Below are 21941 nucleotides of genomic sequence, written 5' to 3'. Positions count from 1 at the left end.
CCCACATCAAGTCGAACGGAAAGGCACAAGGAGTCATCATGACCACCACGGAGTGGACCGCTGAAAGCGCCGGCTCGGGTCAGTACGCCGACGTCAACGGAATCAACCTGTACTACGAGACGTACGGGGCGGGACGCCCGATGATCCTGTTGCACGGAGGCCTTGGCTCGGGTGAGATGTTCGGGCCGATCCTTCCCACCCTGGCCGACCACCACCAGGTCATCGCTGTCGACCTACAGGGGCACGGCCGGACCGGTGACATCGACCGACCGCTGGACGTCCGGCTGATGGCCGACGACATCGCCGCGCTGATCGACCACCTCGGCCTGCGGAGGCCGGACGTGGTCGGCTACTCCCTCGGTGGCGGGGTGGCGCTCCAGGTCGCGATCAAGTACCCGGAGAAGGTGGGTCGCCTGGTCACGGCGTCGGCGAACATCAGCCGCGACGCCGTCTACCCGGAGATGCTCCAGCAGCAGGGCCAGATGGGCGGGGCGGCCGCGGAATTCATGAAGGACACTCCGATGTACCAGCTCTACCAGCGGGTGGCGCCCCGTCCCGAGGACTTCCCGAAGCTGCTCGACAAGATCGGCGAGGCGCTGGCGAAAGACTTCGACTTCTCCGAAGAAGTGCGCGGCCTACAGGTGCCGACGCTCGTGGTCGCCGCCGATGCCGACATGGCCCCGCCGAGCCACTACGTCGAGGTCTTCAAGCTCCTCGACGGCGGCCTGCGCGACGGTGGCTGGATGGGCGAGACCCGGCCGAAGGGCGGTCACGCACTGGCGATCCTGCCCGGTCTCACGCATTACGACATCTTCCTGTCCCCGATCTTCGCGGCAGTCACCCTCGCCTTCCTCGACCAGGAGAACTGAGCCGGTTCGCCCTGCCCGGCGGCCGTTCGGATCGGCCGTCGGGCGGCCCGCCGTCCACCCGCGGCCCAGCGAGCGCTCCGCAGCAGCGCGAGAAGGCCCGCCTACGCAAGGAGGAGGCCCACCACCGCACCGCGTCGGCCAGACTCCTGCAGAGGGGCGACCACCGTCCACTTGCCCGCGCCAGCCGTACGGCGGGACGCCCGCCCCGCCCCGAGCGGGGAGGAACGGGCGTCTCGTCAGCTCACCCGGTGCCGTGTGGACCTGGCGGGCAAGTTCCCTCGTTCACCTGCTGGTGCTGGACAGCTGTCAGGCCTCCATCAGGTCGTTGACGGCGCGATAGGCCTGGTCGATGGCGCCATGGGTGTACGCGAACGCCCCGGCGTCGGAGTTGGCGATGGCGATGTGGCCGAAACGCCTGCGTGCGATGGCGTACGGCTGCTGCTCCTCGGGCAGGAAGACCGCCGGGTCGTCGAGGGAGTTGTACTCATAGGTGTAGCCGTGGGCCCACCGGTTCACGGTGATCGCGGTGATGTCGCGTGCCGGGTCGAATCCGCCCGCGCCGAGGGCACGGGCCATCACGTCGCGGATCTCTCGTTCGAAGGTCTCGAACGGTGTCCTGATGAGCTCGCCCCGGCCGGCGCGGTGCTGGGCGCGGCACGGCAGCCCCGGCTTGTTCGGCGTCTTGGACAATGTCACGATGTTCGGCTGGGCGGGATCGCGGGGCGACTCGTACGCTCCGATGCGGCTGGCCGAGTTGAGCCCGAAACTGTTCCAATACATGCTCGGGGTCGTCACACGCGAGACGCCCAGGTTGACGAACGGCTGCCAGGTGCGGACGGCCACCCGGGCGTACAGCAGTGGCACCTTGGCGCCGTATCGCATCGCCTGAACCTGCTCGGCGGGCAGCCCGTCCACGATGTAGGAGGCCACCGAGTTCCAGCAGGCCATCACCGCATGTCGGGCCTGGACACGGTAGCTCTTGCCGTCCCGGGAGTAGACGACCGTCACGCTGCGCGAGCCGCCGGGAGATCCCGTGTGCCGGACACTGACCGCCGTGCTACGCAGACGGATGCGGATGCGTTCGTTCGGCGCGTCCAGCTGCCCGTATTTGGCTTTTGCTGTAGTGATGCGCTCCATGTCCATGTCGCCGTCGAAGACCTTCCGTACCAGCTGGCTGACCAGCAGGCGCGCCACTGTCGCATTCCCCTCGGGGAAGGCGTAGTAGGCCTCGTCGGTGGCCTCCAGCCCCATCCGCGGCGTACGGCCGATTCCCGGGAACGGGGTCGGGGCGAGCTTGAGGCCGGCGAACCCGGGCTGGCCGACGGCCCACGCGTCACCCGCGGCCACGGCGTCGACGTTCACGCCCCACAGGCCGTTGGTGCCACGCGCGAGGAACTCGATGGCCTCGTCGCCCACGCCGACGTGCTCCCGCAGGTAGCGCTCGTAGCTGATGCGGGCCAGCAACTCCTTCTTCTGCGCGTCGTCCAGCCCGGGCAGGTAGTCGTCCTGGCCGGTGTGGACGCGGACGATGTCGCTTCTGCCCTTGTCGGAGAACGGCAGACGGGCGGCGAAGGACGTCCACGACTCCCCGGTGTCGCGGATCACGAGCCGGTCGGCGCCGTACCGCTCGCTGTTAAAGAAATATCCCGATTTCAGCCCGAGTGAGGAGTAGAACCCGGTATCCATGACGTGAGCGAGGCGATCCAGGTTGATGCCGATGTCCTGGAGCAGCCCCAGCGCCTGGGTACTGAACGTGCTCGGGCTGTCGATGTTGACCGTCCCGCCGTTGGACAGCATGACCCGGCCTCTGACCTGGAACTCGTTGCGCCGGGCGTGGCCGCCGAAGTCGTCCAGCGCCTCCAGGATCAATATCCGCGCGTCGCGGCCGAACGCCTGCCGGTAAAACCAGGCCGCGGCCAGGCCGCTGATGCCGCCGCCGACGACCACCAGGTCGTAGTCCTCCCCGGTGTTCCGGACGGTTCCGGGGTCGAAGGAGCCGTCGCGTACGGCGTGCGCGACATCGTAGGAGCCCGCCGTCTGACCGCGCAGCCCGGCCATCGCCGGCGGATAGCCGTTGCCCCCACCCGTGTACGGATTCGCCGCGGCGGTGCCGGTCAGCCCGGGAAGCGTCGCTGCCGCGGCCACGCCCCCCACCCCGACAGCCATCCCGTTGAGGAAGTCGCGCCGCTTGATGCGCCGGCCCATGCCGAGCTCGTGATCACTGAAACGTCCCATTGACCCACCTTTGTCGGCTGGACTTGGCTCTGGATTCTTGAGCTCGCTATCGAAGTTGGCAAGTAATCAGGTGACGTGAATCACCAGAACGACGGAAAACAACAGTTCCAGGTCGCCTCTACAACCGATTTCGAAGATCGATAACAGCACCCGGGTCGTCGGTGATCGACCCACCGCTCGTCGACGGCCTGCGGGGCTCGCCGGTGGCGATCAGGGCGGTGCGGGGCGCCAGGCGGGCGCGATCTCACCCGGAGTCTTCGTGATATTGAATCCGCCAGTGCGGCGGTCGCACCGGCACGCCGGTCGGCCGCCTGCCGGATCGACAGCGGGCCGCCGACGTACCGGATCCTCCGCAAAAACCTGTTGGCGGACCACGGCGACCACTGCTACTTTTCCGGAGGCCGTGCGAGAGAACGAGGAGGTGGTACCCGTGAACGCAGTATCGACATGGGTGCTTCCCTCCGGGGTCACGGTCGGGCGATAGGTCGTCCGGGAGCGCCGTTCAAGAGCACTCCCGAAAGGCACGACCATGCGATTCACTTCCGAGCAGCGCCTCGACGGCGTCCTCGAACGCGAATTCACCCTCGGCGAGATCCCCGGCATCCTGTGGACGCCCGCATCCGCACCGGCGCCGCTGATCCTGCTCGGCCACCCCGGCGGACTGCACAGGATGTATCCCCGGCTGGTGGCCCGGGCCCGGCAGTCGGCGGAGTACGGCTTCGCCGCGGCCGCCATCGAGCTCCCCGGAAGCGGTGACCGGCCCCGTTGGGCCGCCGCCGAGCAGGCCCGCGCCGACCTGCACCGGGTGCTGGAGGCCGGCGAGCCGGTCTCCGAGGAGATCGTCGACCGGCTCGTCCTCCCGCTGGTCGAAAAGGCGGTCCCGGAATGGCAGGCCGCCCTGGACGCCCTCCTTTCGCTGCGCGAGATCGGCGGCCCGGTCGGGTACTCGGGGGGAGTGATCGCGATCGGGATCCGGCTGGCGGTGGTCGAGCCGCGCATCTCGGCCGCCGTTCTGTTCGCCGGGAGTTTCGTGCCCCGCACCATGTTTGAAGAGGCCCGGCAGGTCACCGTTCCGCTGCACGTCCTGCTGCAGTGGGACGACGAAGGCAACGACCGGCAGATGGCCCTGGACCTGTTCGACGCCTTCGGCACGAGGGAGAAGACGCTGCACGCCAACATGGGCGGGCATACGGGAGTCCCGCAGTTCGCGGGGGATGACGCGGCCCGGTTCTTCGCCCGGCATCTGAGCTAGCCGCCACCACCCTTGCCGGCCGCTCCCGCCGTGCCATAGGCACCCTCGCCGTCGACTTATGGGGGTGTCCGATCAGCGTGACGTGGTGGCCTGGCCGGGTGGCGGGCTCACGGGCCCGTCGGGTGATTGGGCGCGGCGGTCGAGGTCCTGGACCCACTTGACCGCGACCGCGGCGACCTGGATCAGCTCGTCGCGCAGGCGGTCGGCGCCGTCCTCGGCGAACGCCTCGAGCACCTCCTCGTGCAGGATGTGCCGCCAGGTCAGCCGGCCTTCGGCCGCGGCATCGGCCACCGCCTGCTTGGCCAGGTCGGCCTCGGCCGCGTACCGCGCTCCGGTGCCGTCGGGATGTGCCTGGAGGCCCCATTTCGCATCCTGAGCGGCCCGTTCTGCTGCCACATCAGCCAGGACTCGCTCCAGAGAGCCGGAAAGACCATAATCGCCAGGCTGGATCATGTGTTCGCGTCCTTTCCCAGGGGGACCCAGTCTTGCTGATCCCCGGCTGAGACGCCCAAGGCGTGAAATCGGCGGGTGGCGTCGTCGCAGGCCGGACGTCGGCGAGATCATCGCTCGCTTCTCCGTCTCGACGCGACTGGGCGGCACTCGGTCCGGCAGCCACCCTGAACGGATGCCCCAACGGGAGACACGTCCGCTCATTGGCCTCACTCCTGCCGGGCTCGAAAAATGTTGGCGCCTCCAACACGTTGATCTGTACCCTGACCGCATGCCGGTGACGGATGTACCAGGATCCAGGCGGCCGGACCTGTCGGCGCTGTGGCGCGAGCGGTGGCCGCTGTGCCCGCCGCTGGCGTACGAGCTGAAGAACGCCTACCACGACCGGTGGGTCCGCTTCCACAGCCTGCCCGATTCCAAGCGCTATGCCGATGACGAGGCCGAGTACGCGATCCTGCTGCACCGATACAACACGGTCCTCGGCCCTGCTGCACCGGTACAACACGGTCCTCGGCGAACTGTTCGCCGGTGAGCGGGTTCACATCGTGACGGCCGGCTACGGACCCTCGGGGAAGCCCATCGAATTCTTCGGTGGGTGTGACCCGCACGCGCTGAACCCCGGATCGGAGTTCTGGACGACATTACGGGACGAAGATCCGGCCAGGGATACGTTCGTGCACCTGTACGTCAGCGAACGCCCATGGGAGTCCGGGTTGATCGACCCGCTGCTCCGGGCCGTCGCCGACGACGGAGGCGTTGACGTCATCATCACCGACACTGGGCTGCGCCGCCTGTATCACCCCTACGACGGCGGGGCGGACTGCATCCTGGAGACCACCGAAGAACGCGACTGGCTCAAGGCAGCGCACCGCGACTGGCTGTCGGGGCACCCGGGTGGTCTGTGACGTCCAGCAGGTCCGTCTCCTCCCGACGGTCGAGATAGGCAGGATCGATGGCTTTCGGGCATGGCCTGTCGCGGACGGTGCCGCCCGGCTCGTGCTCTCCGGCCGACTCCTGCCCGCCGAGATCGGCGCGGTCGTCGCCGCCCTGGCGCAGGTGAACCTGTACGACGGAGACGGTCCGGATCTGACCGGGCGGGACGCGACCGTTCTGGTCGATGGTCTCCTCCATCAGGACGGGTTCATCCTTCCCGGCGGTCTCGAGATACGAGACCTCGACACCGGTGTAACGATCGTTCCGGGGTGCTGTTGCGGGCTGGAGTCTTGGCGGGAGTGGTCGCAGGTCCCCAACGGAGGCAACGAGCGCGGTCTCGCCCGCCACGAACGGGGTGTCGGCCACTGTTCCGCCTTGTCTCACCAGGCCTCGTCGCACGGGTGGTCCTCCTGCCGCTGGGCTTCGGCAGGGGGACCCCGTTGATCGTGGGTGGCGCCGCCGGCCGGGCTCGAACCGGCGTCCACCCGGTCCCAGAGCCGGGCGCTCTACCGCTGAGCTACGGCGGGCCGAGACCCAGTCTGCTCGAGAGGGCCTGCCTGGCGCCACAGGTTAACGGCGGGCATGGTGGTCGGGCCGGTTGACGATGGATGGGGACCTTGCCGGCCGGGCTCGAACCGGCGTCCACCCGGAGAAGAGCCGGGCGCTCTACCGCTGAGCTACGGCAAGGTCACCGGCTTATTGTGCCGGATGGTCGGCTGCGGGCAGATCACTGACCACGACCCCGGAGGCCAGCCCGTGGGCGACGTCCGCGGCCAGTCCCGGTTTGACCTGCTTGCCGCTGAACACCCCGGCCCGTCGCAGCAGCGCCGCCCACACCGGGTCGGCGATGCTCACCCCGTGCACCAGCTCGGGCGTCGGGCGGAACACCGCCACCGCCCCCTGCACTCGGGGTGCGGTCCAGCCCGCTTTCTCCGGGTCGAGCCCGGCCGTACGGCAGGCCGCTTCGACGTCGGTGCGGGTGCAGGCCGCGCTGCCGTCCAGCACATCCCAGGGTGGGGGCAGCGCCGCCCACACCGCGGTGTTGGGGTCGACGTCGCCGCCGCCGGCGTGGTGCCAGGCGACCAGGTCGGCGGCCATCAAGCGCATGGCCTTGCCCGGGCAGGCCACCTCCAGCAGGTCCAAAGCGTTCAGGGCGGCCAGGCACGCGAGCCACCCGGCGCGGGCGGCGTTGTAGGCCACCGCCAGGTTGTTCCAGGTGGTGGAGTCGTCGCCGCTTTGGACGACCATCGTGGTGCGGTCGGTGGCGGGGTTCCAGCGGGCGGCCAGTAGCGCCGCGCTGTGCCGCATGACCGCCGACCACTGCCCGAGCAACCGGCCCCGTTCCCGGTCGCCCAGGTGGCGCAGCACGTCGGGTGTCGTGCGTACCTGCGCGATCATCCACCAGTCGTTGCGGTCGGTGCACCGCTCCAGCAGCACCTGGGCGATCTCGTCGAACGGGTTGTCCCGCCCGGACAGACTGAACCGCCGGCGCGTCTTGCGCCGGGCCGTGTAATACGCCACGAAGCACGCCGCGTCGATGTCGGCGATGAAACGATCGAGGGGGATTTCGGTGCCGAAGCCGGTGACGCCGATCATGAGCAGGCGCCGCTTGTCCTGCTCGACGCGGAGCGTGCCGGCCTTGGCGGCGATCCTGCCCAGCATGCGGAACCGCCGGTTGTACTGCCGCTTGGACAGCTCGATCCCCGCCGTCGCCCGTGCGTCGCGGTTGAGGCGGTCGGCCAGGAAGTCGGCTCGCTCCGGTGCCCACTGGATCTCGTGTCCCACGGCCGCGGCGAACTCCAGCAGTGATTCGGGATCCTCCGGGTCGACCTCCCTTCGGTGGTCGAACAGGCGCGTGGTGGCGGCGACCTGCCGGGCACCGCCGACGGGGCGGGCGTAGTCGGTGGACATGGAGGAAAACCATCCCTGCCTGCGGGAGGAGTGCCTGGCCCCGCGTTCCAGCACCACCCGCCCACGCCGCGACAGCCGTCCATCCAGTGCCTGCAGCACCAGGTCGGCGACGTCCTCGGGCCGGTAGCGCCGATCCAGCGAGCCGTACAGCTCAACGAGGATCTCCCGGCGGGACGAACCCCCGTCCCCGCTCTTGTCCGTGCGGAACATCATGCCCGTCATCATCCCGGCCGACGCAGTTGGCTTCGACCGGATATCCGGCATGACGTCGGGTAGCCGATGCCCTTCATGAGATCGGCCAGGTCGAGGTCGGGGTTGAGTGCCTGCGCCCTGACAGGAGCACGGCGATCGCAGCGCGCGCAGCTGCCGCCGCCGAGAAAGTTGGTGCTGTCCGCCCACTGGTCGGCGCATCCTGAGGTTCCCCTGTTCTCCGGACACCTCGTGACCTTCATCGACGAACACCGCGAACTGTTCGGTGTCGAGCCGGTCTGTCGTGTGCCGGGCGAGCACGGCCTGCCGCATACGGCGGTTTTCGCGCCTTGCGGGCAGAAGCCCGGTCCGGGAGGCCGTAGCCCTCCAGGTGTCCGGACCTCTGCCCGGGGCGTTTCACCCGATCGCCCTCATGCGTGCAACCAGATCGTCGGAATCAGCTGCGCAGGGTCCACTGCTGGTTGGCCTGGCCGTGACAGGACCACAGGATGAGCTTTGTGCCGTTGGTGGTACCGGCCGCGTTGGCGTCGAGGCACAGCCCGGACTGCACGCCTGTGATGGTGCCGTTGGAGTTGATGTTCCACTGCTGGTTGGCCTGGCCGTTGCAGTCCCAGATGATCACCTGCGTGCCATTGGCGGTGCCCTGTCCGTAGGCGTCCAGGCACTTGTTGCCGTACACCTGCAACTGCTTGCCGGAGGTGTAGGTCCAGCGCTGCATGATGCCGCCCCAGCAGTCCCACAGCTGCACCTGGGTGCCGTTGGTGGTGCTGGAGTTCGGCACGTCGACGCACCGGCCGGACTGGCCGCCCACGATCTGGACGTTCTGCTGCGGGTCGGCGCCGCTCGCCGGTGCGTAGCCGGCGGCGGCGATGTTGGCCTGTACGGCGTTCTCGGTGGCCTCCGACGGGTAGCCGGAGGTCAACACGCCCTCGAAGAAGGTGCCGCGGCCGGAGACGCTGTTGTCGCCGCCGATGCCGAGCAGGATGGCGCCTTCCTTCTTCATCGGGTGGTAGCCGTTGGGGCGCCGTCCGTCGAAATAGGTCGTCAGGCCGCCCGACTGCGCGTTGCCGCCCCGGATCGCCCAGTGGTTCGGCTCGCCCTTGACCATGGCCGTGACGAAACGGTGGTTGATCGACGGAAGGCTGTTGTAGCCCGCGTTCACCCCGGAGAACAGTCCCCACTCCAAGTCGGCCATGATCCATGGACCGGCTCCGTCCCCGTAGCCCCACTGTTTGTCGGCGCCGAAGTAGACGGTCTCCATGATGGCTGGGGCGTCGGCCAGGCCATCTGTCTGCGCGTTGCCGTAGTCGAAGCAACACCACTGGTTGTAGTGCGTGCCGTCGACGACTGCGTAGATGCCCTCGGGCTGGTCGCCGGTCGCCACGCCGTTGGTGTTGTTGTTGCGGTAGCCGGTGCCGGGCTCCACGCGGACACCGTACGCCTTCTGGCCGCCGATGGTGATCGGGGCCGCCTTCGCGTCGGCGAGGTTGTCCCATCCGCCAGGGGCAGGGCCCTTCCAGTAGCCGGGAGGTGCCTGGGTGAGGCGGTTGTTGCGGCCGGACTGGTCATAGATGATGGTGATGACGCAGGACGTGTTCGCGCAGAACGAGTCCTGGGCGGCGGCGTTGACCACACCGCCCGCACTCAGCACGCCGATGTCGCGAGTGGCGTTGTCCGAGGAGCGCCGCACCTGGTACAGCGGGCCGTTGTAGGAACCGTACAGCGCACGGGTCGTGCTGTGCGCCGCCACACACGGCGTCCCGCCCGCGGCGTAGATGTCACACGGCTGCGATGCCGCGGCCCGGGCCGTACCACCGCCGACCAGGCAGGCGGTGGCGAGCACCGCGCTCGCCCCGGCCGCGAGCGCCCTTCTCAGGCTCCCGAAAAGCATCATGCCTTCTTCTCTCGATCAGGAATCATGATCGGACGTACCGATACGGCAGGCCTGTGCGAGCGGGTGTTAGCGCTAACATCAATTGTCGTCCGACACTGATTCGCGATTGCCAGTTGTGGCGAGTCAATTCAATGAAGGTCCCGGCGTCAAGAACGTGGATCAAATTTCTCCGACGCCCGGGTGCCGTCGGCGCGCCGCCTGGGCTCTTACCGTGACGCGTTCGCACCGTTGCGATGAGATGTCGTGAAACTTTCATCTCTCGCGTCCGCCGGGTGAGGGTCTGCCCAGTGATCGGCTCTGTCGCGGATTCGGTGGTGACGGGATCGAGGCGCGGAGCGGATCCGGCGGAAGACGCTTTGTCGGGGGCATCTGGAAGGGTCGGTGGCATGGTCTTTTTCATCTACCGCAGCCTTTACCAGGGTCCTTCCGGCAGGCTGGTGCGTCACTTCCCCGATGAGACGGTGCTCGGCTGGTTCCGCTGGGCGTGGGAGCAGACAAAGGAGGGCGACGCAGACGGGTGGCTTGAACGCGAGCTCGGCGCGGATGTCTACGGCCTCTCCAGCATCTTCGAGACCGGACTGCCGGCACCCGAGACAACGGCAGAACTGCACCGCCTGCTGGAGGAACACCTCTACGTTGAACAGGAACTACGGATCGACGAACACAGCGTGCGGGTGCTCACCGATGACGATGAGGTCATGCTGGCCTATTTCTTCGTCGAGGATGCCCTTGTGGCGGCCGAGCCGGACCGCTGGGCCTACCTGCTGCACGACGGGTGGGCGCTACCCGATGTCCCCGCCGGCTTCTCCGGTGGCCGGCCGTTCACCTGTCCGATGCCGACCCGGACCCAGGCATCCGTGCCGCCCGCGGGTGAAGGGGCGACCTACGCCGTCGTCCTGACCTCCTACGCCACCTCCGACAGCATCGGCGGGAACACGCCGGTGTGCTTTCCCGGCGTCCGGTTGCCCCGGTTCGCTGCCACCTTGCGGGAGGCCGGCGCCACCCTCGACGAGTGGCCCGAGGAGTTGGTCGTCTTGCGCGCCCTCGTGGCACCCGGCGAGGACGAGATCGGTCCCGCCCTCAAGCGATGCAACCGCTGGCCGGACTTCGAGCGGGAGATCGCCGAGACGTACGACGCTCACCGGCAGGCGCACGAGTTCGCGCTGCGCCTGCTGGAGGGGTTCGAGCCGTCCCACGGCCGCGATCCAGACCGCACGATCATTCGTCACAGCGAGCACGTCGCTCAGATGGCCATCCATATCGACGGTTACTTCGGCTACCGTCAGTGGTTCTTCTTCGACGATGTCTGGGCCGCCGCCTATCCCGATCTGGCCGCCTCACTGCTGGACTACGGCCCTCACTGGGATCCTCGCTGTCCTCGCGACCACGGTTACGGGGAATGCGTCCCCTGAGGAGCTTCGGCATCGAACCGCAGGCGTACCGTAAGGGCGTTTCTCAGACGGTTGATCGGTCGTCCCGACGGATCGGCCGGCGCCGGATGAGACGTGAGAAGGAGCCGCTTCACGTTTAGGGGAGCCACTCCTGAAGCCCGGGGAGATGCCCGAGTTCGGACTCGACGTACTGCCTGTCGTCAGCGGTGAGCTCCAGACCACGCAGATCGGCGAGCCAGGGATCGGTGGGCGCACCGAGGGTCGTGGCCAGGTCGACAAGGTGACACAGGGCGATGGCCCGCTCGACCAGCGAGGCGTCCGCGCCATGCCTGCGTACCGCGGACTTGAGCGCACGGAAGGCCTGCAGGTCATCGTTCTTGAACTCGCGCAGTATCCGGGCGTTGTCGAGCGCCTTGGCCAGGCCCGTCAGCTTTCTCGATCCGCCATACTCCAACTCGGCCGGCTCGTCGCGCTGGATGAATATGATCGAGTTCCCGGACGGATCGACGAGCGTGAACCGGGACGCGCCGGGCCGGTAGCGGGTGATCCGTGGAAGGCCGGAACTCAGCACCTTTCCGTAGACCCGGCGCATCGCCGCGACGAACGCCGCATGGTAGGGCGCCACGGCGTCGACCATGACCGGGCAGCCCCCGGACTCCTCCCGGACCGGATCATGCGGACGCCGCCGCGCCGCTCGACCGCTTGACGAAGTGCCCGCGGCAGTGGGTGCAGCAGAAGCCGTACGTCCGCCCATCGCGCTCCAGGATCACGGCGTCCTCGAGCGGGACGGTGGCGCCGCAGACCGGATCGACGATCATGTTGTCCGGGACCGGGGCCGCAGAGCCGGTTTTGGCCTGCTCGATCAGCTGCAGGACGTCGGAGGAGTGCTGGGCCCGCCCGCGCAGGCCGTAGCCTCCCTCGGGAAGGCTGATCACATGCACCACGGCCCGCGGCTCGGGATTGCCTTCCGCCTGCGCCAGCTCAGCGGTGATGCGCGAGATGAGGTGCTCGCTCATCTCCTTTCCCCACATCCCGGCGATCACGTTGACCACATACCAGGGGCGCTGCGAGGCGTCGAGCAGCCGACCGCCGGCGTTCCATACCTCCTCCTCGCGCACCACCACATGGCTGAGTGACTCGAACAGGTCGATCACGCCAGGATCGGCGGCCTGCGTCTCCCCGGCCGACAGCAGGCGCCGCCCGGTCAGCCGCTCGGCGAGGTTTCGGCGCTCTCGCTCATCGAAAACACCCCTGGGCACCAGTAGCTCAACGAACAGCATCGTCGATTCGTCCTTTCCGAAGAGGATCCGTCAGTGGAAATGCTTCCGCGCCGGATTCCTCTCCGTCGTCGGCCCGGGGACGACTCTCCCGGCTACCTCGTCAGGAGTAGCGGGCCGGCACTCTACGACCGGGGGAGTAATGCGGTGGGCTCTCAGAACAGACCGGTGAACGGACCGGAGCCCGCCGCCGCGTGGGCCTGGACGTCCTGCCGTTCAGGGCCTGCGGCCGCGAAAAGTGCGGCGCAGGTCGTTCACCCAGGCGTCGGGGTTCTCCCAGGGGATGAAGTGGCCGCCGTGGTCGTGGGCGTTGACGTTGACGTGGTTGAACCACTCGCCCTGCGGGCCGGTCCTGAACGCCTGTACGCGCTCGGCGGCGGTGTGGATGCCAGGCGGGTTCTCGTAGGTGACGAAGGTGAGGCCGACCGGGGCCACGAGCGGGTCTCCACCGACCAGTGGCCGATAGACCGCCTTTACCAGGCCCGGATCGAGGACCCGGGCACCTCCGGCCGCCTCCACCCACTGGAGCGCCCCGAGTTCGGCGAGCTGTTCACCCACGCGCGTCGAATCGCGTCGCATTGGGCGTCCCCCTGCCGTCCACCACCGACCCCGGCAGGTGGAGGTCGCCCGAGTGCTCAGTGTGGAAACCACGGGTGTCGCCTGTCAAGAGACCTTTCGAACCGTTTCGATCCACTGCCGCTCTGCACAGGCACCCCCGCCGCGCTTTGATGAACGTTTCAGACGGTGTCCCAGCCGACGCACGGGCCCAGCGGGAGGAACCGGCCGGATGCTTGACGGGACCCCGTCGTGTCGTGTTTGCTCCGCTGCACCACCACCTTCATCAGCCGAAGGAGAGGAGCGCTGTTTCGCAGAGCGTGGTGTTAGCGCTAACGATCCAGGAAATCCCTCACCCGTCGGCGGAGGCGGGCGACCGTTCGGCGGTACCCGCCGGCCACCGGTCGCCATGAGCATCCCGTCCGCCTGACCGTCCTGTTCCGCGTCGCAGCCCGCCCCCATCGAGTGCCGCGGCCATGCCGCATGCGGTCAGGCGGACGGGATCCCCACCATGTCCCTTTCCCCACCAGAACGTCCCGCCCGCCTGGATCGGCTCCCGGAGCCGCTTCGGCAACGTTGACGCCGACCTCGGTGCCGTAGCGGTGGTGCCAGTCGGCGCCGCCAGGCGGGCGGGACCACCAGACGCAGCCACATCCAAGAAGGCTCCCGGCGCCGCGTCAGGCGGTTCCCCGGGGTGCGTCTCGAACCGTGAGCACTCCACCGTCCCTCCCAGCGAAAGGAGACAGATGAGAACCGGAGTATGGCTGATCGGAGCACGAGGATCGGTCGCGGTCACCAGCATGTTCGGGGCGCTGGCGGTGCGGGCGGGCCTGGCCGAGCCGATCGGATGCGTCCTGGAGTCGCCCGAGCTGCACAGCGACGCCCTCCCCGGCATAGGGGAGCTGGTCTTCGGCGGCCACGACATCTCCTCGATCCCCCTGGGCAAGAAGGCCGCCGCGCTGGCCGAGGCGGGAATCGTTCCGGCCCGGCTCGCCCCGGCCGTGCGGGACGCGCTACTGGAGATCGAGCAGGACGTACGGCCGCTGCCGCTCCGCGACACCCAAGCCGAGGTCGCGGACGCCATCGGCGCCGACCTCGACGACTTCCGCCGGCGACACCGGCTGGATCGCGTCGTGGTGATCAACGTGTCGACCACGGAACCGGCGGCGCGCCCACATCCCGCCCACACCGATCTCGACGCGCTGCGGGCCGCGCTGGACGGTCCGGAGCCCGTCCTGCCGCCCAGCGCACTGGCGGCCTACGCCGCGCTCCGGGCCGGCTGCCCGTACGTCGACTTCACGCCCTCCACCGGAGCCCGCCTGCCCGCCCTCGACACCCTGGCCCGCAGGAAGAGGCTTCCGTACGCCGGCCACGACGGCAAGACCGGCGAGACCCTGGTCAAGTCGGTGCTCGCCCCGATGTTCGCCCTACGCAACCTGAAGGTGCGCACCTGGTCGGGGATCAACCTGCTGGGCGGCGGCGACGGCGCGAACCTGGCCGAGCCGACGGCCAACGCGGCCAAGTCCGCCAGCAAACAGCGCGTGCTGACCGAGACCCTCGGCTACGCCCCGCAGGGTGACATCAGAATCGACTATGTCGAGGACCTCGACGACTTCAAGACCGCCTGGGACCTGATCTCCTTCGAGGGCTTCCTCGGAACCCGCATGCGCATGGAGTTCACCTGGCACGGCTGCGACTCCGCGCTGGCCGCGCCGTTGATCCTGGACCTGGCGCGGCTGACGGCGGCCGCGCACCGGGCCGGCCGCACGGGGCCGCTCACCGAACTGGCCTTCTTCTTCAAGGACCCCCTCGGAGAGGTCCCGCACGGGCTGGCCGAGCAGTGGCAGGCGTTACGGGTCGCCGTGGACGCGCTCGGCCCGCGGGGGACGGCGCGATGACGGCGCTCCGCGACCTGATCGACCTGGTCCGGGCACCGGCCGCGCTGTCGGTACCCGGCGACGTGATCGCCGGGGCGGCCGCAGGTAGGACGCTCGGCCGCCGTACCATCGGCCTGGCCTGCTCCTCGGTCTTCCTGTACTGGGCGGGGATGGCGGCCAACGACTGGGCCGACCGGCACCTCGACGCGGTCGAGCGGCCGGAGCGACCCATCCCCTCGGGGCGGGTGTCGGCCCGTACGGCTCTCGGCGCAGCGGTGGGGCTCACCGTCGCCGGGGTCGCCGTGGCCGGGCTCGCGGGCGGTCGGCGTGCCCTGGCGGTGGCCGCCCCCTTGGCCGCCGCCGTCTGGGCGTACGACGTGGCGGCCAAGGGCACCCCCGCCGGTCCCGTGACGATGGCGCTCTGCCGCGGCCTCGACGTGCTGCTGGGCGCCGCCACCGGATCCCGCACCGCCGCCGCGCTGCCTTGCGCGCTCACCATCGCCGCGCACACGTACCTGCTCACCGCGCTCTCACACGCGGAGGTGTCGGGGGCGGACCCGCGCCTGCCCGCTGCGACTCTGGCGGGCACCGCCGCGCTCACCGCCGCCACCGCCCGCGGCGCCGCCGGCCCGGTGCGGCCGGCCCTCGCCGGCTGGTACGCCGTGCAGTTCGGTCTCCCGCAGGTCCGCGCCGTCGCCGATCCCTCCGCCCAGCGTGTCCGTGACGCGGTCAGCGCGGGCATCGTCAGCCTGCCGGCCCTCCAGGGAGCCCTCGCCGCGCGCGGCGGCGCCCCCCTCCTCGGTCTCGCCCTCGCGGCGGCGGTCCCGCCGGCCCGGCGCCTGGTCAGGAAGACCTCCGTGACATGAGATTCGGCTACGGCACCAACGGTTTCGCCGGTCACCGGCTGCCGGACGCCCTCGACGTCATCGCCGGCCTCGGTTACGAGGGGGTGGCCCTGACGCTCGACCACTGCCACCTCGACCCGTACGCCGACGGGCTGGGACGGCGCGTGGCGGAGGTCGCCGACAGGCTGCGCGACCTCGAGCTGGCGGTGGTCGTCGAGACCGGTGCGCGTTACCTGCTCGATCCACGGCGCAAGCACGCACCGACACTGCTGGACGACGACCGGGACCGAAGGGTGGACTTCCTGCGCCGCGCCGTCGCGATCGGCGCTGACCTCGGCGCCGAGGCGGTGTCGTTCTGGTCCGGCATCCGCCCGGCCCGGCTCGACCGGGCCATCGCCTGGGACCGGCTGGTCGACGGCTGCGAGCGTGTTCTCGACGCCGCGCGGCGCGCCGGGGTGCCGCTGGGATTCGAACCCGAGCCGGGGATGCTCGTCGAGACGATCGCCGGGTGGCGGACGCTGCACGAGGCGCTCGGATCTCCGGACGGCTTCGGCATCACGCTGGACATCGGGCACTGCCGCTGCAACGAGCCCGACCCGGTGCCCCACTGCGTCGCGGCCGTCGCCGGGCACCTGGTCAACGTCCAGATCGACGACATGCGACGGGGCGTGCACGAACATCTGGAGTTCGGGGAAGGCGAGATCGACTTCCCGCCGGTGCTGCGCGCGCTCGACGACGCCGGCTACCGGGGCCTGGTCGCGGTCGAGCTTCCCCGGCACTGCCACGCCGCGCCCGCCGTGGCCGCACGCTCCATCGAGTTCCTGCGCAGAGCCGAGCACGCGTCCGGGCGTCGTGGCGAAGGGAGAGCGGGATGACGGGTCCGGAGCGGCTGCGCGCCGCGCTGCGGGAAACGCCGCGAGGGGAATGGGCGGAGGCCGCGCTCACCGCGGCGAGCGAGCGACCCGAAACGATCGGCCGGTCCTTCGTCCAGGCCGGACGGCGGGCCGGTCGCGCGCCACTGCCCGGCGTGCCCGGCTGGACGGCGGACGAGGCCACGCGGGCGCTGCTGCTCGCCGCGCTGCCGGCGGACCGAGTGGAGACCGAGATCGGCGACCTCTACCGCTACGGTGACGCCGACGAGAAGCGGGCCGTGCTCAAGGCCCTGCCCATGCTCGCCGTCGGCGCGGCGGGGCTGCCCCTGCTGCACGACGCGATCCGCACGAACGACGCGCGGCTGCTGGCCGCCGCCCTCGGGCCGTACGCCCGGCACCTCCACCAGGCCGCTTGGCGGCAGGCGGTGCTCAAGTGCGTGTTCATGGCGGTGCCGCTGACCGTCGTCGACGGGCTGGACGAGCGGGCCGACCGTGAGCTGGCGGTCATGCTGGCCGCCTTCGCCGACGAGCGCGCCGCCGCGGGACGCTCCATGCCCGCCGACGCCGCCGACCTGCTCGACCGTCTGACCCGCGAGGAGTCCTGATGCGCATCTTCGACCCGCACATCCACATGACGTCGCGCACCACCGACGACTACGCGCGGATGGCCGCGGCCGGAGTCCGGGCCGTCGTCGAGCCGGCCTTCTGGCTGGGGCAGCCGCGCACCAACACCGGATCGTTCACCGACTACTTCGACTCGCTGATCGGCTGGGAGCCGTACCGGGCGTCCCAGTTCGGCATCGTCCACCACGCGACGATCGCGCTGAACCCCAAGGAGGCGAACGACCCGCGCTGCCGCCCCGTGCTCGATCTGCTGCCGCGTTACCTGGACAAGGACCGGGTCGTCGCGGTCGGCGAGATCGGCTACGACTCGATGACCCCGGAGGAGGACGACGCCTTCGAGCGGCAGCTCGCCCTCGCCGTCGAGCACGACCTGCCGGCGCTCGTCCACACCCCGCACCGCGACAAGGCCGGCGGCACCCGGCGCACTCTGGAGGTGGTCGCCGCCTCGGGGATCGCGCCCGAGCGGGTCGCCGTCGACCACCTCAACGAGGTCACCGTCGGCATCGTGCACGGCTCCGGATGCTGGATGGGCTTCTCCGTCTACCCGGAGACGAAGATGTCGCCGCCTCGCATGGTGGAGATCCTCCGGCGGTACGGCACGGAGCGGGTGCTGGTCAACTCGGCCGCCGACTGGGGCGTCTCGGACCCGCTGCTCACGCTGGAGACCGGGACGGCCATGCTGGCCGCCGGGTTCACCGAGGACGACGTCGACCGGGTGCTGTGGCGCAACCCCGTGGAGTTCTACAGCGGCTCCGGGCGTCTCGACCTGACCGGCGCCGGCACCGACGCGGACCAGCCCACCTTCGCCGGCAGCTCCATCAAGCGCGGGGGCAGCTGATGCGGCTACGCCATCCGGGAGGAGCCCCGCTGCACCTCGGCTACTGCACCAACGTGCACGCGGCCGAGGATCTCGACGGCGTCATCGCCCAGCTCGACACCTACGCGGTCCCGATCCGCGTCCGCCTCGGCACGGACGTCCTGGGGCTCGGGCTCTGGCTGGCGGCGCCCGTCGCCGCCGCCCTCGCCGCGGACCCCGCCCTGCGTGCCCGGCTCCGCCGCGAGCTGACCGCCCGTGGCCTGGAGGTGGTCACGCTCAACGGCTTTCCGTACCGTTCCTTCCAGGACAAGGTCGTCAAGCACGCCGTCTACCATCCCGACTGGACCACCCGGGATCGTCTGTCGTACACCCTGGACCTGGCGCTCATCCTCGCGGACCTGCTGCCCGGCGACGTGGCCAGAGGGTCGATCTCGACGCTGCCGCTCGCCTGGCGCGACCCCTGGGACGCCGGGATGGCCGACCTCGCCGCACGCCGGCTCGATCGGCTGGCCGACGGTCTGGCCGCCATCGAGTCCGCCACCGGGCGGGTGATACGGGTGGGGTTCGAACCCGAGCCCGGCTGCGTCGTGGAGACGACGGGCCAGGCGGTGGCACGGCTCGCCGGCGTCGACGGCGACCGGCTCGGCGTCTGCCTGGACCTCGCCCACCTGGCCTGCGCCTGGGAGGAGCCGGCCGGTGCGCTGAAGGAGCTGAGCCGGGCCGGTCTGCCGGTCGTCAAGGTCCAGCTCTCCGCCGCCCTGGAGACCGCGGACCCGGACGCCCTGCGGGAGTACGCCGAGCCGCGCTTCCTGCATCAGACGCGCAATCCCGCCGGCGCCGCCGCCGACGACCTCGACGAGGCCTTCGAGCGGCGGCTTCCCGGGCCGTGGCGGGTCCACTACCACGTTCCTCTCCACATCTCACCGCCGGCGCCGCTGGCCACGACCATCCCCGTGCTGCGAACGGCGCTCGCGGAGCTCGTCGGCGGGCCGCGGCCGCTCTGCGACCACTTCGACGTGGAGACCTACACCTGGGGGGTGCTGCCACCCGCCCTGCGCCCGCGGACCCCCGGACAGCTCGCCGCCGGCATCGCCGGCGAGCTGGACTTCGCCCGTGCCGAGCTGTGTGACCTTGGAGTGAGTACATGACGTCGTTGCTGGTCCTGGACGTGGTGGGGCTGACCCCACGGCTGCTGGCGCACATGCCGCGGCTCCGGGCCGTCGCCGCCGGCGGCTTCCAGGCGGAACTCGGCACCGTGCTGCCCGCCGTCACCTGCTCGGTGCAGTCCACGTTCCTCACCGGCGTCCCGCCGGCCGATCACGGCGTCGTCGGCAACGGCTGGTACTTTCGCGACCTGGGCGAGGTTCTGCTGTGGCGCCAGCACAACGCGCTCGTCGGCGGAGAGAAGGTGTGGCAGGCCGCCCGCCGCGAGCGGCCCGGCCTCACGGTGGCGAACGTGTGCTGGTGGTACGCCATGGGCGCGGACGTGGACTGGACGGTCACCCCCCGGCCGATCTACTACGCCGACGGGCGCAAGGAGGCCGACTGCTACACCTACCCGCCGGAGCTGCACGACGAGCTCACCGCGGCGCTCGGCGCCTTCCCCCTGTTCAGCTACTGGGGGCCGGGAGCCGGCATCGCCTCATCGACCTGGATCTGCCGCGCCGCCCGGCACGTCATGACAGCGCACGACCCCGATCTGACGCTGGCCTACATCCCCCACCTCGACTACGACCTGCAGCGGTACGGCCCCTCAGACCCGCGCGCCGCCGCGGCGGCCGCCGAGCTCGACACCGTGCTGGCACCGCTGCTGGACGCAGCGGCGACGCAGGGGAGGACCGTCGTCGCCGTGTCGGAGTACGGCATCACCGACGTCTCCCGCCCCGTCGACGTCAACCGGATGCTCCGCGCTGAAGGGCTCCTGAACGTCTACACCCAGGACGGCATGGAGTATCTCGATCCGTGGACCTCGCGCGTTTTCGCCGTCGCCGACCATCAGGTGGCGCACGTCTACGTCGCCGACCCCGCCGACGTGCCGGCCGCCGCCGAACTCTGCGCGTCCCTGCCCGGCGTCGCCGAGGTGCTCGGCGAAAGCGGAAAGAAGGCGCACGGGCTGGACCACCCCCGCTCCGGCGAGCTGGTCCTGCTCGCCCAGCCCGACGCGTGGTTCACCTACTACTACTGGCTCGACGACGCCCGCGCACCCGACTTCGCCCGGCTCGTCGACATTCATCGCAAGCCCGGCTACGACCCGGCGGAGCTCTTCTTCGACCCGGCGGACCCCGGCGCCGCCAAGCGGAGGGCCGGTGTGGCACTGCTGCGGAAGAAGCTCGGCATGCGCTACCTCATGAACGTCGTCGGCCTCGACCGGGGCGCCCGTGCCGTACGCGGCTCGCATGGGGTGCTTCCCGCCGACTCCGCCGACGCACCGGTGCTGCTCTGCTCCGATCCCTCCGCGGCCAGGGAACGGTTCGAGGCGACGGATCTCAAGGACCTGCTGCTCCGCCTGCTGGCCGGGTGAACGGGACCGTCCCGCACGGGGCGCCGGCGCCGCCGACGCGAGTCTTGACCATGTTGCGGACGGTCAGGTCCTCGATCACGAGCGTTTGGTTTTCGCGCACGAGTCGAGTGGTCGGCTTGTGCAGGTGGTCGCGCCCGCGGTCGGTGATGCGGGCGTAGATCCGCGCGACCTTGCGCCGGGCCTTGGCCCGGTTGGCCCCCTCGCCCCTGGCCTTGCGGGCGAGGTTCCGATCTACCATGTCAGCTTGTGAAGCCCTGCGGCGTATTCGGCCGGCAGACCACGATCGCCCAGCGGCGATTCGTCTTTCCCTGCCCTGCTCCGCAGGAATCCGATTCCTCCCACGCCTGAAGGCGGGGGTTTCCTCGGAGGTCTCCGATGAAAGCGACTGCCCCCGTCTACGGGGGGATCGAAGCGGGCGGGACGAAGTGGGTGTGCGCGGTCGCCGGCGCCGGGGGAGACGTTCTCGCGACCGAAGTGATCCCCACGACCACGCCGGAGACGACCATCGGCGCCGTGGTGCGGTTCTTCGGGGACCGCCGGCCCCTCGCCGCGATCGGTGTCGGCACCTTCGGCCCGGTCGATGTGCGGCCGGGCTCGCCGACGTACGGCCGCATCCTGGCCACGCCCAAGCCGGGCTGGGCGAACACCGACGTCGTCTCCCCGCTGCGCGCCGCGCTGGGTGTACCCGTCCGCCTGGAAACGGACGTCAACGCCGCCGCGCTGGGGGAATGGCGGCGCGGAGCGGGCGTGGGGCTCGGCTCGCTGGCCTACATGACCGTGGGCACCGGAATCGGCGTGGGAGCGGTGGTGAACGACGGGCTCGTGCACGGACTCCTGCACCCCGAGTTCGGGCACATCCGCATCCCCCACGATCCGGTCCGGGACCCGTTCCCGGGCTGCTGTCCCTTCCACGGCGACTGCCTCGAAGGGCTCGCGTCGGGCGAGGCGATGCGCCGGCGATGGGGGCGGCCCGCCGAGCATCTGGACGACGAGTCGGCCTGGAGACTCGAGGCCGAGTACGTCGCCCTCGCCGTCATGAACCTGACCTACACGCTGTCTCCCGAGCGGATCGTCGTGGGCGGAGGCGTCGCCGAGCACCCTTCGCTGCTTCCGGAAGTGCGGGCGCGCCTGCTCGGTCTCGCCGGAGGCTACCCGGGTCCGCCGCTGCCGGCCGACCCCGAAACCATGAACGAGTACGTCACCGCACCATCCCTCGGCGATCGCGCGGGAGTGGTCGGAGCCGTGGAGCTCGCACGCGCGGCGCGGCCCGCGCCGTGATTCATCGTTTCCCACGGGTCGGAGGTTGTTCGGATGGCCCTGTGGGGGCGGCGAGACGAGACGCCCGGACCGCGGCCAGGTCCCGGCGTTCGCATCGGGCTCGCCGGCGGCCGGCGACGCGGCGGGGGGC

At 70.2% G+C, this 21941-nt stretch carries 21 protein-coding genes, 2 tRNA genes and 1 pseudogene; 13 read left to right on the top strand and 11 right to left on the bottom strand.

The features are described from left to right. Positions 1-38 precede the first annotated feature (38 nt). Positions 39-869 carry an alpha/beta fold hydrolase gene (locus tag AP234_RS25445; protein ID WP_055482261.1) on the top strand — a complete coding sequence of 277 codons (831 nt, stop codon included), beginning with the start codon at positions 39-41 and terminating at the stop codon, positions 867-869. 306 nt (positions 870-1175) lie between these two features. On the opposite strand, the gene AP234_RS25440 is transcribed toward AP234_RS25445, so the two are convergent. Further along, positions 1176-3104: an NAD(P)-binding protein gene (locus AP234_RS25440; RefSeq protein ID WP_055482260.1), complete on the bottom strand. Its 1929-nt coding sequence runs from the start codon at positions 3102-3104 to the stop codon at positions 1176-1178. A gap of 529 nt (positions 3105-3633) precedes the next feature. Here AP234_RS25440 and AP234_RS25435 point away from each other — a divergent pair. Further along, on the top strand, positions 3634-4356 hold the full coding sequence (locus AP234_RS25435) for a dienelactone hydrolase family protein (RefSeq protein WP_055482259.1): 723 nt from the start codon (positions 3634-3636) through the stop codon (positions 4354-4356). 72 nt (positions 4357-4428) lie between these two features. Here AP234_RS25435 and AP234_RS25430 read toward each other — a convergent pair whose 3' ends face one another. After that, the gene (locus AP234_RS25430; RefSeq protein ID WP_200926707.1) at positions 4429-4752 is read right to left on the bottom strand and encodes a hypothetical protein; all 324 of its coding nucleotides are present in this window, start codon (positions 4750-4752) and stop codon (positions 4429-4431) included. Between the two features lie 325 nt (positions 4753-5077). Between AP234_RS25430 and AP234_RS38145 the strand changes: the two genes are divergently transcribed. Next, positions 5078-5338 carry a DUF3885 domain-containing protein gene (locus AP234_RS38145; protein WP_200926706.1) on the top strand — a complete coding sequence of 87 codons (261 nt, stop codon included), beginning with the start codon at positions 5078-5080 and terminating at the stop codon, positions 5336-5338. A 13-nt stretch (positions 5339-5351) separates the two neighbouring features. Then, on the top strand, positions 5352-5711 hold the full coding sequence (locus tag AP234_RS25425; protein ID WP_200926705.1) for a DUF3885 domain-containing protein: 360 nt from the start codon (positions 5352-5354) through the stop codon (positions 5709-5711). Here the strand turns inward: AP234_RS25425 and AP234_RS38845 are convergent. From AP234_RS38845 to AP234_RS38840, 5 genes are all read right to left on the bottom strand, one after another. Then, positions 5662-6105, bottom strand: coding sequence for a hypothetical protein (locus tag AP234_RS38845; RefSeq protein ID WP_152990614.1), 444 nt, complete (start codon positions 6103-6105; stop codon positions 5662-5664). The two genes, AP234_RS25425 and AP234_RS38845, sit on opposite strands and share 50 nt — an antisense overlap. An 85-nt stretch (positions 6106-6190) precedes the next feature. Beyond that, positions 6191-6267, bottom strand: a tRNA-Gln gene (locus AP234_RS25415). 87 nt (positions 6268-6354) lie between these two features. After that, positions 6355-6426 (bottom strand) — tRNA-Lys (locus AP234_RS25410). Between the two features lie 9 nt (positions 6427-6435). Continuing rightward, complete coding sequence (locus AP234_RS25405; RefSeq protein WP_200926704.1) at positions 6436-7863, bottom strand: hypothetical protein; 1428 nt, start codon at positions 7861-7863, stop codon at positions 6436-6438. 433 nt (positions 7864-8296) lie between these two features. Then, entirely contained in the window at positions 8297-9754 is a 1458-nt protein-coding gene (locus AP234_RS38840) for an arabinofuranosidase catalytic domain-containing protein (protein WP_083502425.1), read from the bottom strand. 386 nt (positions 9755-10140) lie between these two features. Between AP234_RS38840 and AP234_RS25395 the strand changes: the two genes are divergently transcribed. Next, positions 10141-11166 carry a hypothetical protein gene (locus tag AP234_RS25395; protein ID WP_055482255.1) on the top strand — a complete coding sequence of 342 codons (1026 nt, stop codon included), beginning with the start codon at positions 10141-10143 and terminating at the stop codon, positions 11164-11166. A 115-nt stretch (positions 11167-11281) separates the two neighbouring features. Here the strand turns inward: AP234_RS25395 and AP234_RS25390 are convergent, their stop codons facing one another. From AP234_RS25390 to AP234_RS38835, 3 genes are all read right to left on the bottom strand, one after another. Next, complete coding sequence (locus AP234_RS25390) at positions 11282-11770, bottom strand: hypothetical protein (protein WP_431999112.1); 489 nt, start codon at positions 11768-11770, stop codon at positions 11282-11284. Between the two features lie 46 nt (positions 11771-11816). Next, the gene (locus tag AP234_RS25385; protein ID WP_055482254.1) at positions 11817-12425 is read right to left on the bottom strand and encodes a hypothetical protein; all 609 of its coding nucleotides are present in this window, start codon (positions 12423-12425) and stop codon (positions 11817-11819) included. Positions 12426-12638: 213 nt separating this feature from the next. Continuing rightward, entirely contained in the window at positions 12639-12980 is a 342-nt protein-coding gene (locus AP234_RS38835; protein WP_235558369.1) for a hypothetical protein, read from the bottom strand. A gap of 743 nt (positions 12981-13723) precedes the next feature. Between AP234_RS38835 and AP234_RS25375 the strand changes: the two genes are divergently transcribed. The 7 genes from AP234_RS25375 to AP234_RS25345 are packed head-to-tail and all read left to right on the top strand — an operon-like array spanning position 13724 to position 20533. Beyond that, the gene (locus AP234_RS25375; protein ID WP_055482252.1) at positions 13724-14875 is read left to right on the top strand and encodes an inositol-3-phosphate synthase; all 1152 of its coding nucleotides are present in this window, start codon (positions 13724-13726) and stop codon (positions 14873-14875) included. Next, entirely contained in the window at positions 14872-15720 is an 849-nt protein-coding gene (locus AP234_RS25370; RefSeq protein WP_055482251.1) for an SCO3242 family prenyltransferase, read from the top strand. Before AP234_RS25375 ends, AP234_RS25370 begins: the two co-directional genes overlap by 4 nt. Beyond that, complete coding sequence (locus AP234_RS25365; RefSeq protein ID WP_055482250.1) at positions 15717-16574, top strand: sugar phosphate isomerase/epimerase family protein; 858 nt, start codon at positions 15717-15719, stop codon at positions 16572-16574. Before AP234_RS25370 ends, AP234_RS25365 begins: the two co-directional genes overlap by 4 nt. After that, the gene (locus AP234_RS25360; protein WP_055482249.1) at positions 16571-17176 is read left to right on the top strand and encodes an EboA domain-containing protein; all 606 of its coding nucleotides are present in this window, start codon (positions 16571-16573) and stop codon (positions 17174-17176) included. Before AP234_RS25365 ends, AP234_RS25360 begins: the two co-directional genes overlap by 4 nt. Beyond that, a complete protein-coding gene (locus tag AP234_RS25355; protein ID WP_055482248.1) occupies positions 17176-18033 on the top strand; it encodes a TatD family hydrolase in 858 nt (285 codons plus the stop codon). The genes AP234_RS25360 and AP234_RS25355 overlap by 1 nt, the downstream gene beginning before the upstream one ends. Further along, a complete protein-coding gene (eboE, locus tag AP234_RS25350) occupies positions 18033-19160 on the top strand; it encodes a metabolite traffic protein EboE (RefSeq protein ID WP_055482247.1) in 1128 nt (375 codons plus the stop codon). Before AP234_RS25355 ends, eboE begins: the two co-directional genes overlap by 1 nt. After that, entirely contained in the window at positions 19157-20533 is a 1377-nt protein-coding gene (locus AP234_RS25345) for a nucleotide pyrophosphatase/phosphodiesterase family protein (protein WP_055482246.1), read from the top strand. Before eboE ends, AP234_RS25345 begins: the two co-directional genes overlap by 4 nt. 43 nt (positions 20534-20576) lie before the next feature. On the opposite strand, the pseudogene AP234_RS25340 reads toward AP234_RS25345, so the two are convergent. Further along, a pseudogene (locus AP234_RS25340) lies at positions 20577-20798 on the bottom strand (transposase); the annotation flags it as partial. 110 nt (positions 20799-20908) lie between these two features. Between AP234_RS25340 and AP234_RS25335 the strand changes: the two are divergent. After that, on the top strand, positions 20909-21811 hold the full coding sequence (locus tag AP234_RS25335; protein ID WP_055482244.1) for an ROK family protein: 903 nt from the start codon (positions 20909-20911) through the stop codon (positions 21809-21811). Positions 21812-21941 lie beyond the last annotated feature (130 nt).

Origin of the sequence: Sphaerimonospora mesophila (genome assembly GCF_001417795.1) — a bacterium.
Classification (GTDB): domain Bacteria; phylum Actinomycetota; class Actinomycetes; order Streptosporangiales; family Streptosporangiaceae; genus Sphaerimonospora; species Sphaerimonospora mesophila.
Note: the sequence above shows the minus strand (reverse complement) of the source record. Positions and strands in the feature narration are given on the sequence as shown.

Coding starts and splice junctions, on each gene's coding strand:
- AP234_RS25445 (WP_055482261.1), top strand. CDS start 39: ATGACCACCACGGAGTGGACCGCTGAAAGCGCCGGCTCGGGTCAGTAC.
- AP234_RS25440 (WP_055482260.1), bottom strand. CDS start 3,104: ATGGGACGTTTCAGTGATCACGAGCTCGGCATGGGCCGGCGCATCAAG.
- AP234_RS25435 (WP_055482259.1), top strand. CDS start 3,634: ATGCGATTCACTTCCGAGCAGCGCCTCGACGGCGTCCTCGAACGCGAA.
- AP234_RS38145 (WP_200926706.1), top strand. CDS start 5,078: ATGCCGGTGACGGATGTACCAGGATCCAGGCGGCCGGACCTGTCGGCG.
- AP234_RS25405 (WP_200926704.1), bottom strand. CDS start 7,863: ATGATGTTCCGCACGGACAAGAGCGGGGACGGGGGTTCGTCCCGCCGG.
- AP234_RS38840 (WP_083502425.1), bottom strand. CDS start 9,754: ATGATGCTTTTCGGGAGCCTGAGAAGGGCGCTCGCGGCCGGGGCGAGC.
- AP234_RS25395 (WP_055482255.1), top strand. CDS start 10,141: ATGGTCTTTTTCATCTACCGCAGCCTTTACCAGGGTCCTTCCGGCAGG.
- AP234_RS25385 (WP_055482254.1), bottom strand. CDS start 12,425: ATGCTGTTCGTTGAGCTACTGGTGCCCAGGGGTGTTTTCGATGAGCGA.
- AP234_RS25375 (WP_055482252.1), top strand. CDS start 13,724: ATGAGAACCGGAGTATGGCTGATCGGAGCACGAGGATCGGTCGCGGTC.
- AP234_RS25370 (WP_055482251.1), top strand. CDS start 14,872: ATGACGGCGCTCCGCGACCTGATCGACCTGGTCCGGGCACCGGCCGCG.
- AP234_RS25365 (WP_055482250.1), top strand. CDS start 15,717: ATGAGATTCGGCTACGGCACCAACGGTTTCGCCGGTCACCGGCTGCCG.
- AP234_RS25360 (WP_055482249.1), top strand. CDS start 16,571: ATGACGGGTCCGGAGCGGCTGCGCGCCGCGCTGCGGGAAACGCCGCGA.
- AP234_RS25355 (WP_055482248.1), top strand. CDS start 17,176: ATGCGCATCTTCGACCCGCACATCCACATGACGTCGCGCACCACCGAC.
- eboE (WP_055482247.1), top strand. CDS start 18,033: ATGCGGCTACGCCATCCGGGAGGAGCCCCGCTGCACCTCGGCTACTGC.
- AP234_RS25345 (WP_055482246.1), top strand. CDS start 19,157: ATGACGTCGTTGCTGGTCCTGGACGTGGTGGGGCTGACCCCACGGCTG.
- AP234_RS25335 (WP_055482244.1), top strand. CDS start 20,909: ATGAAAGCGACTGCCCCCGTCTACGGGGGGATCGAAGCGGGCGGGACG.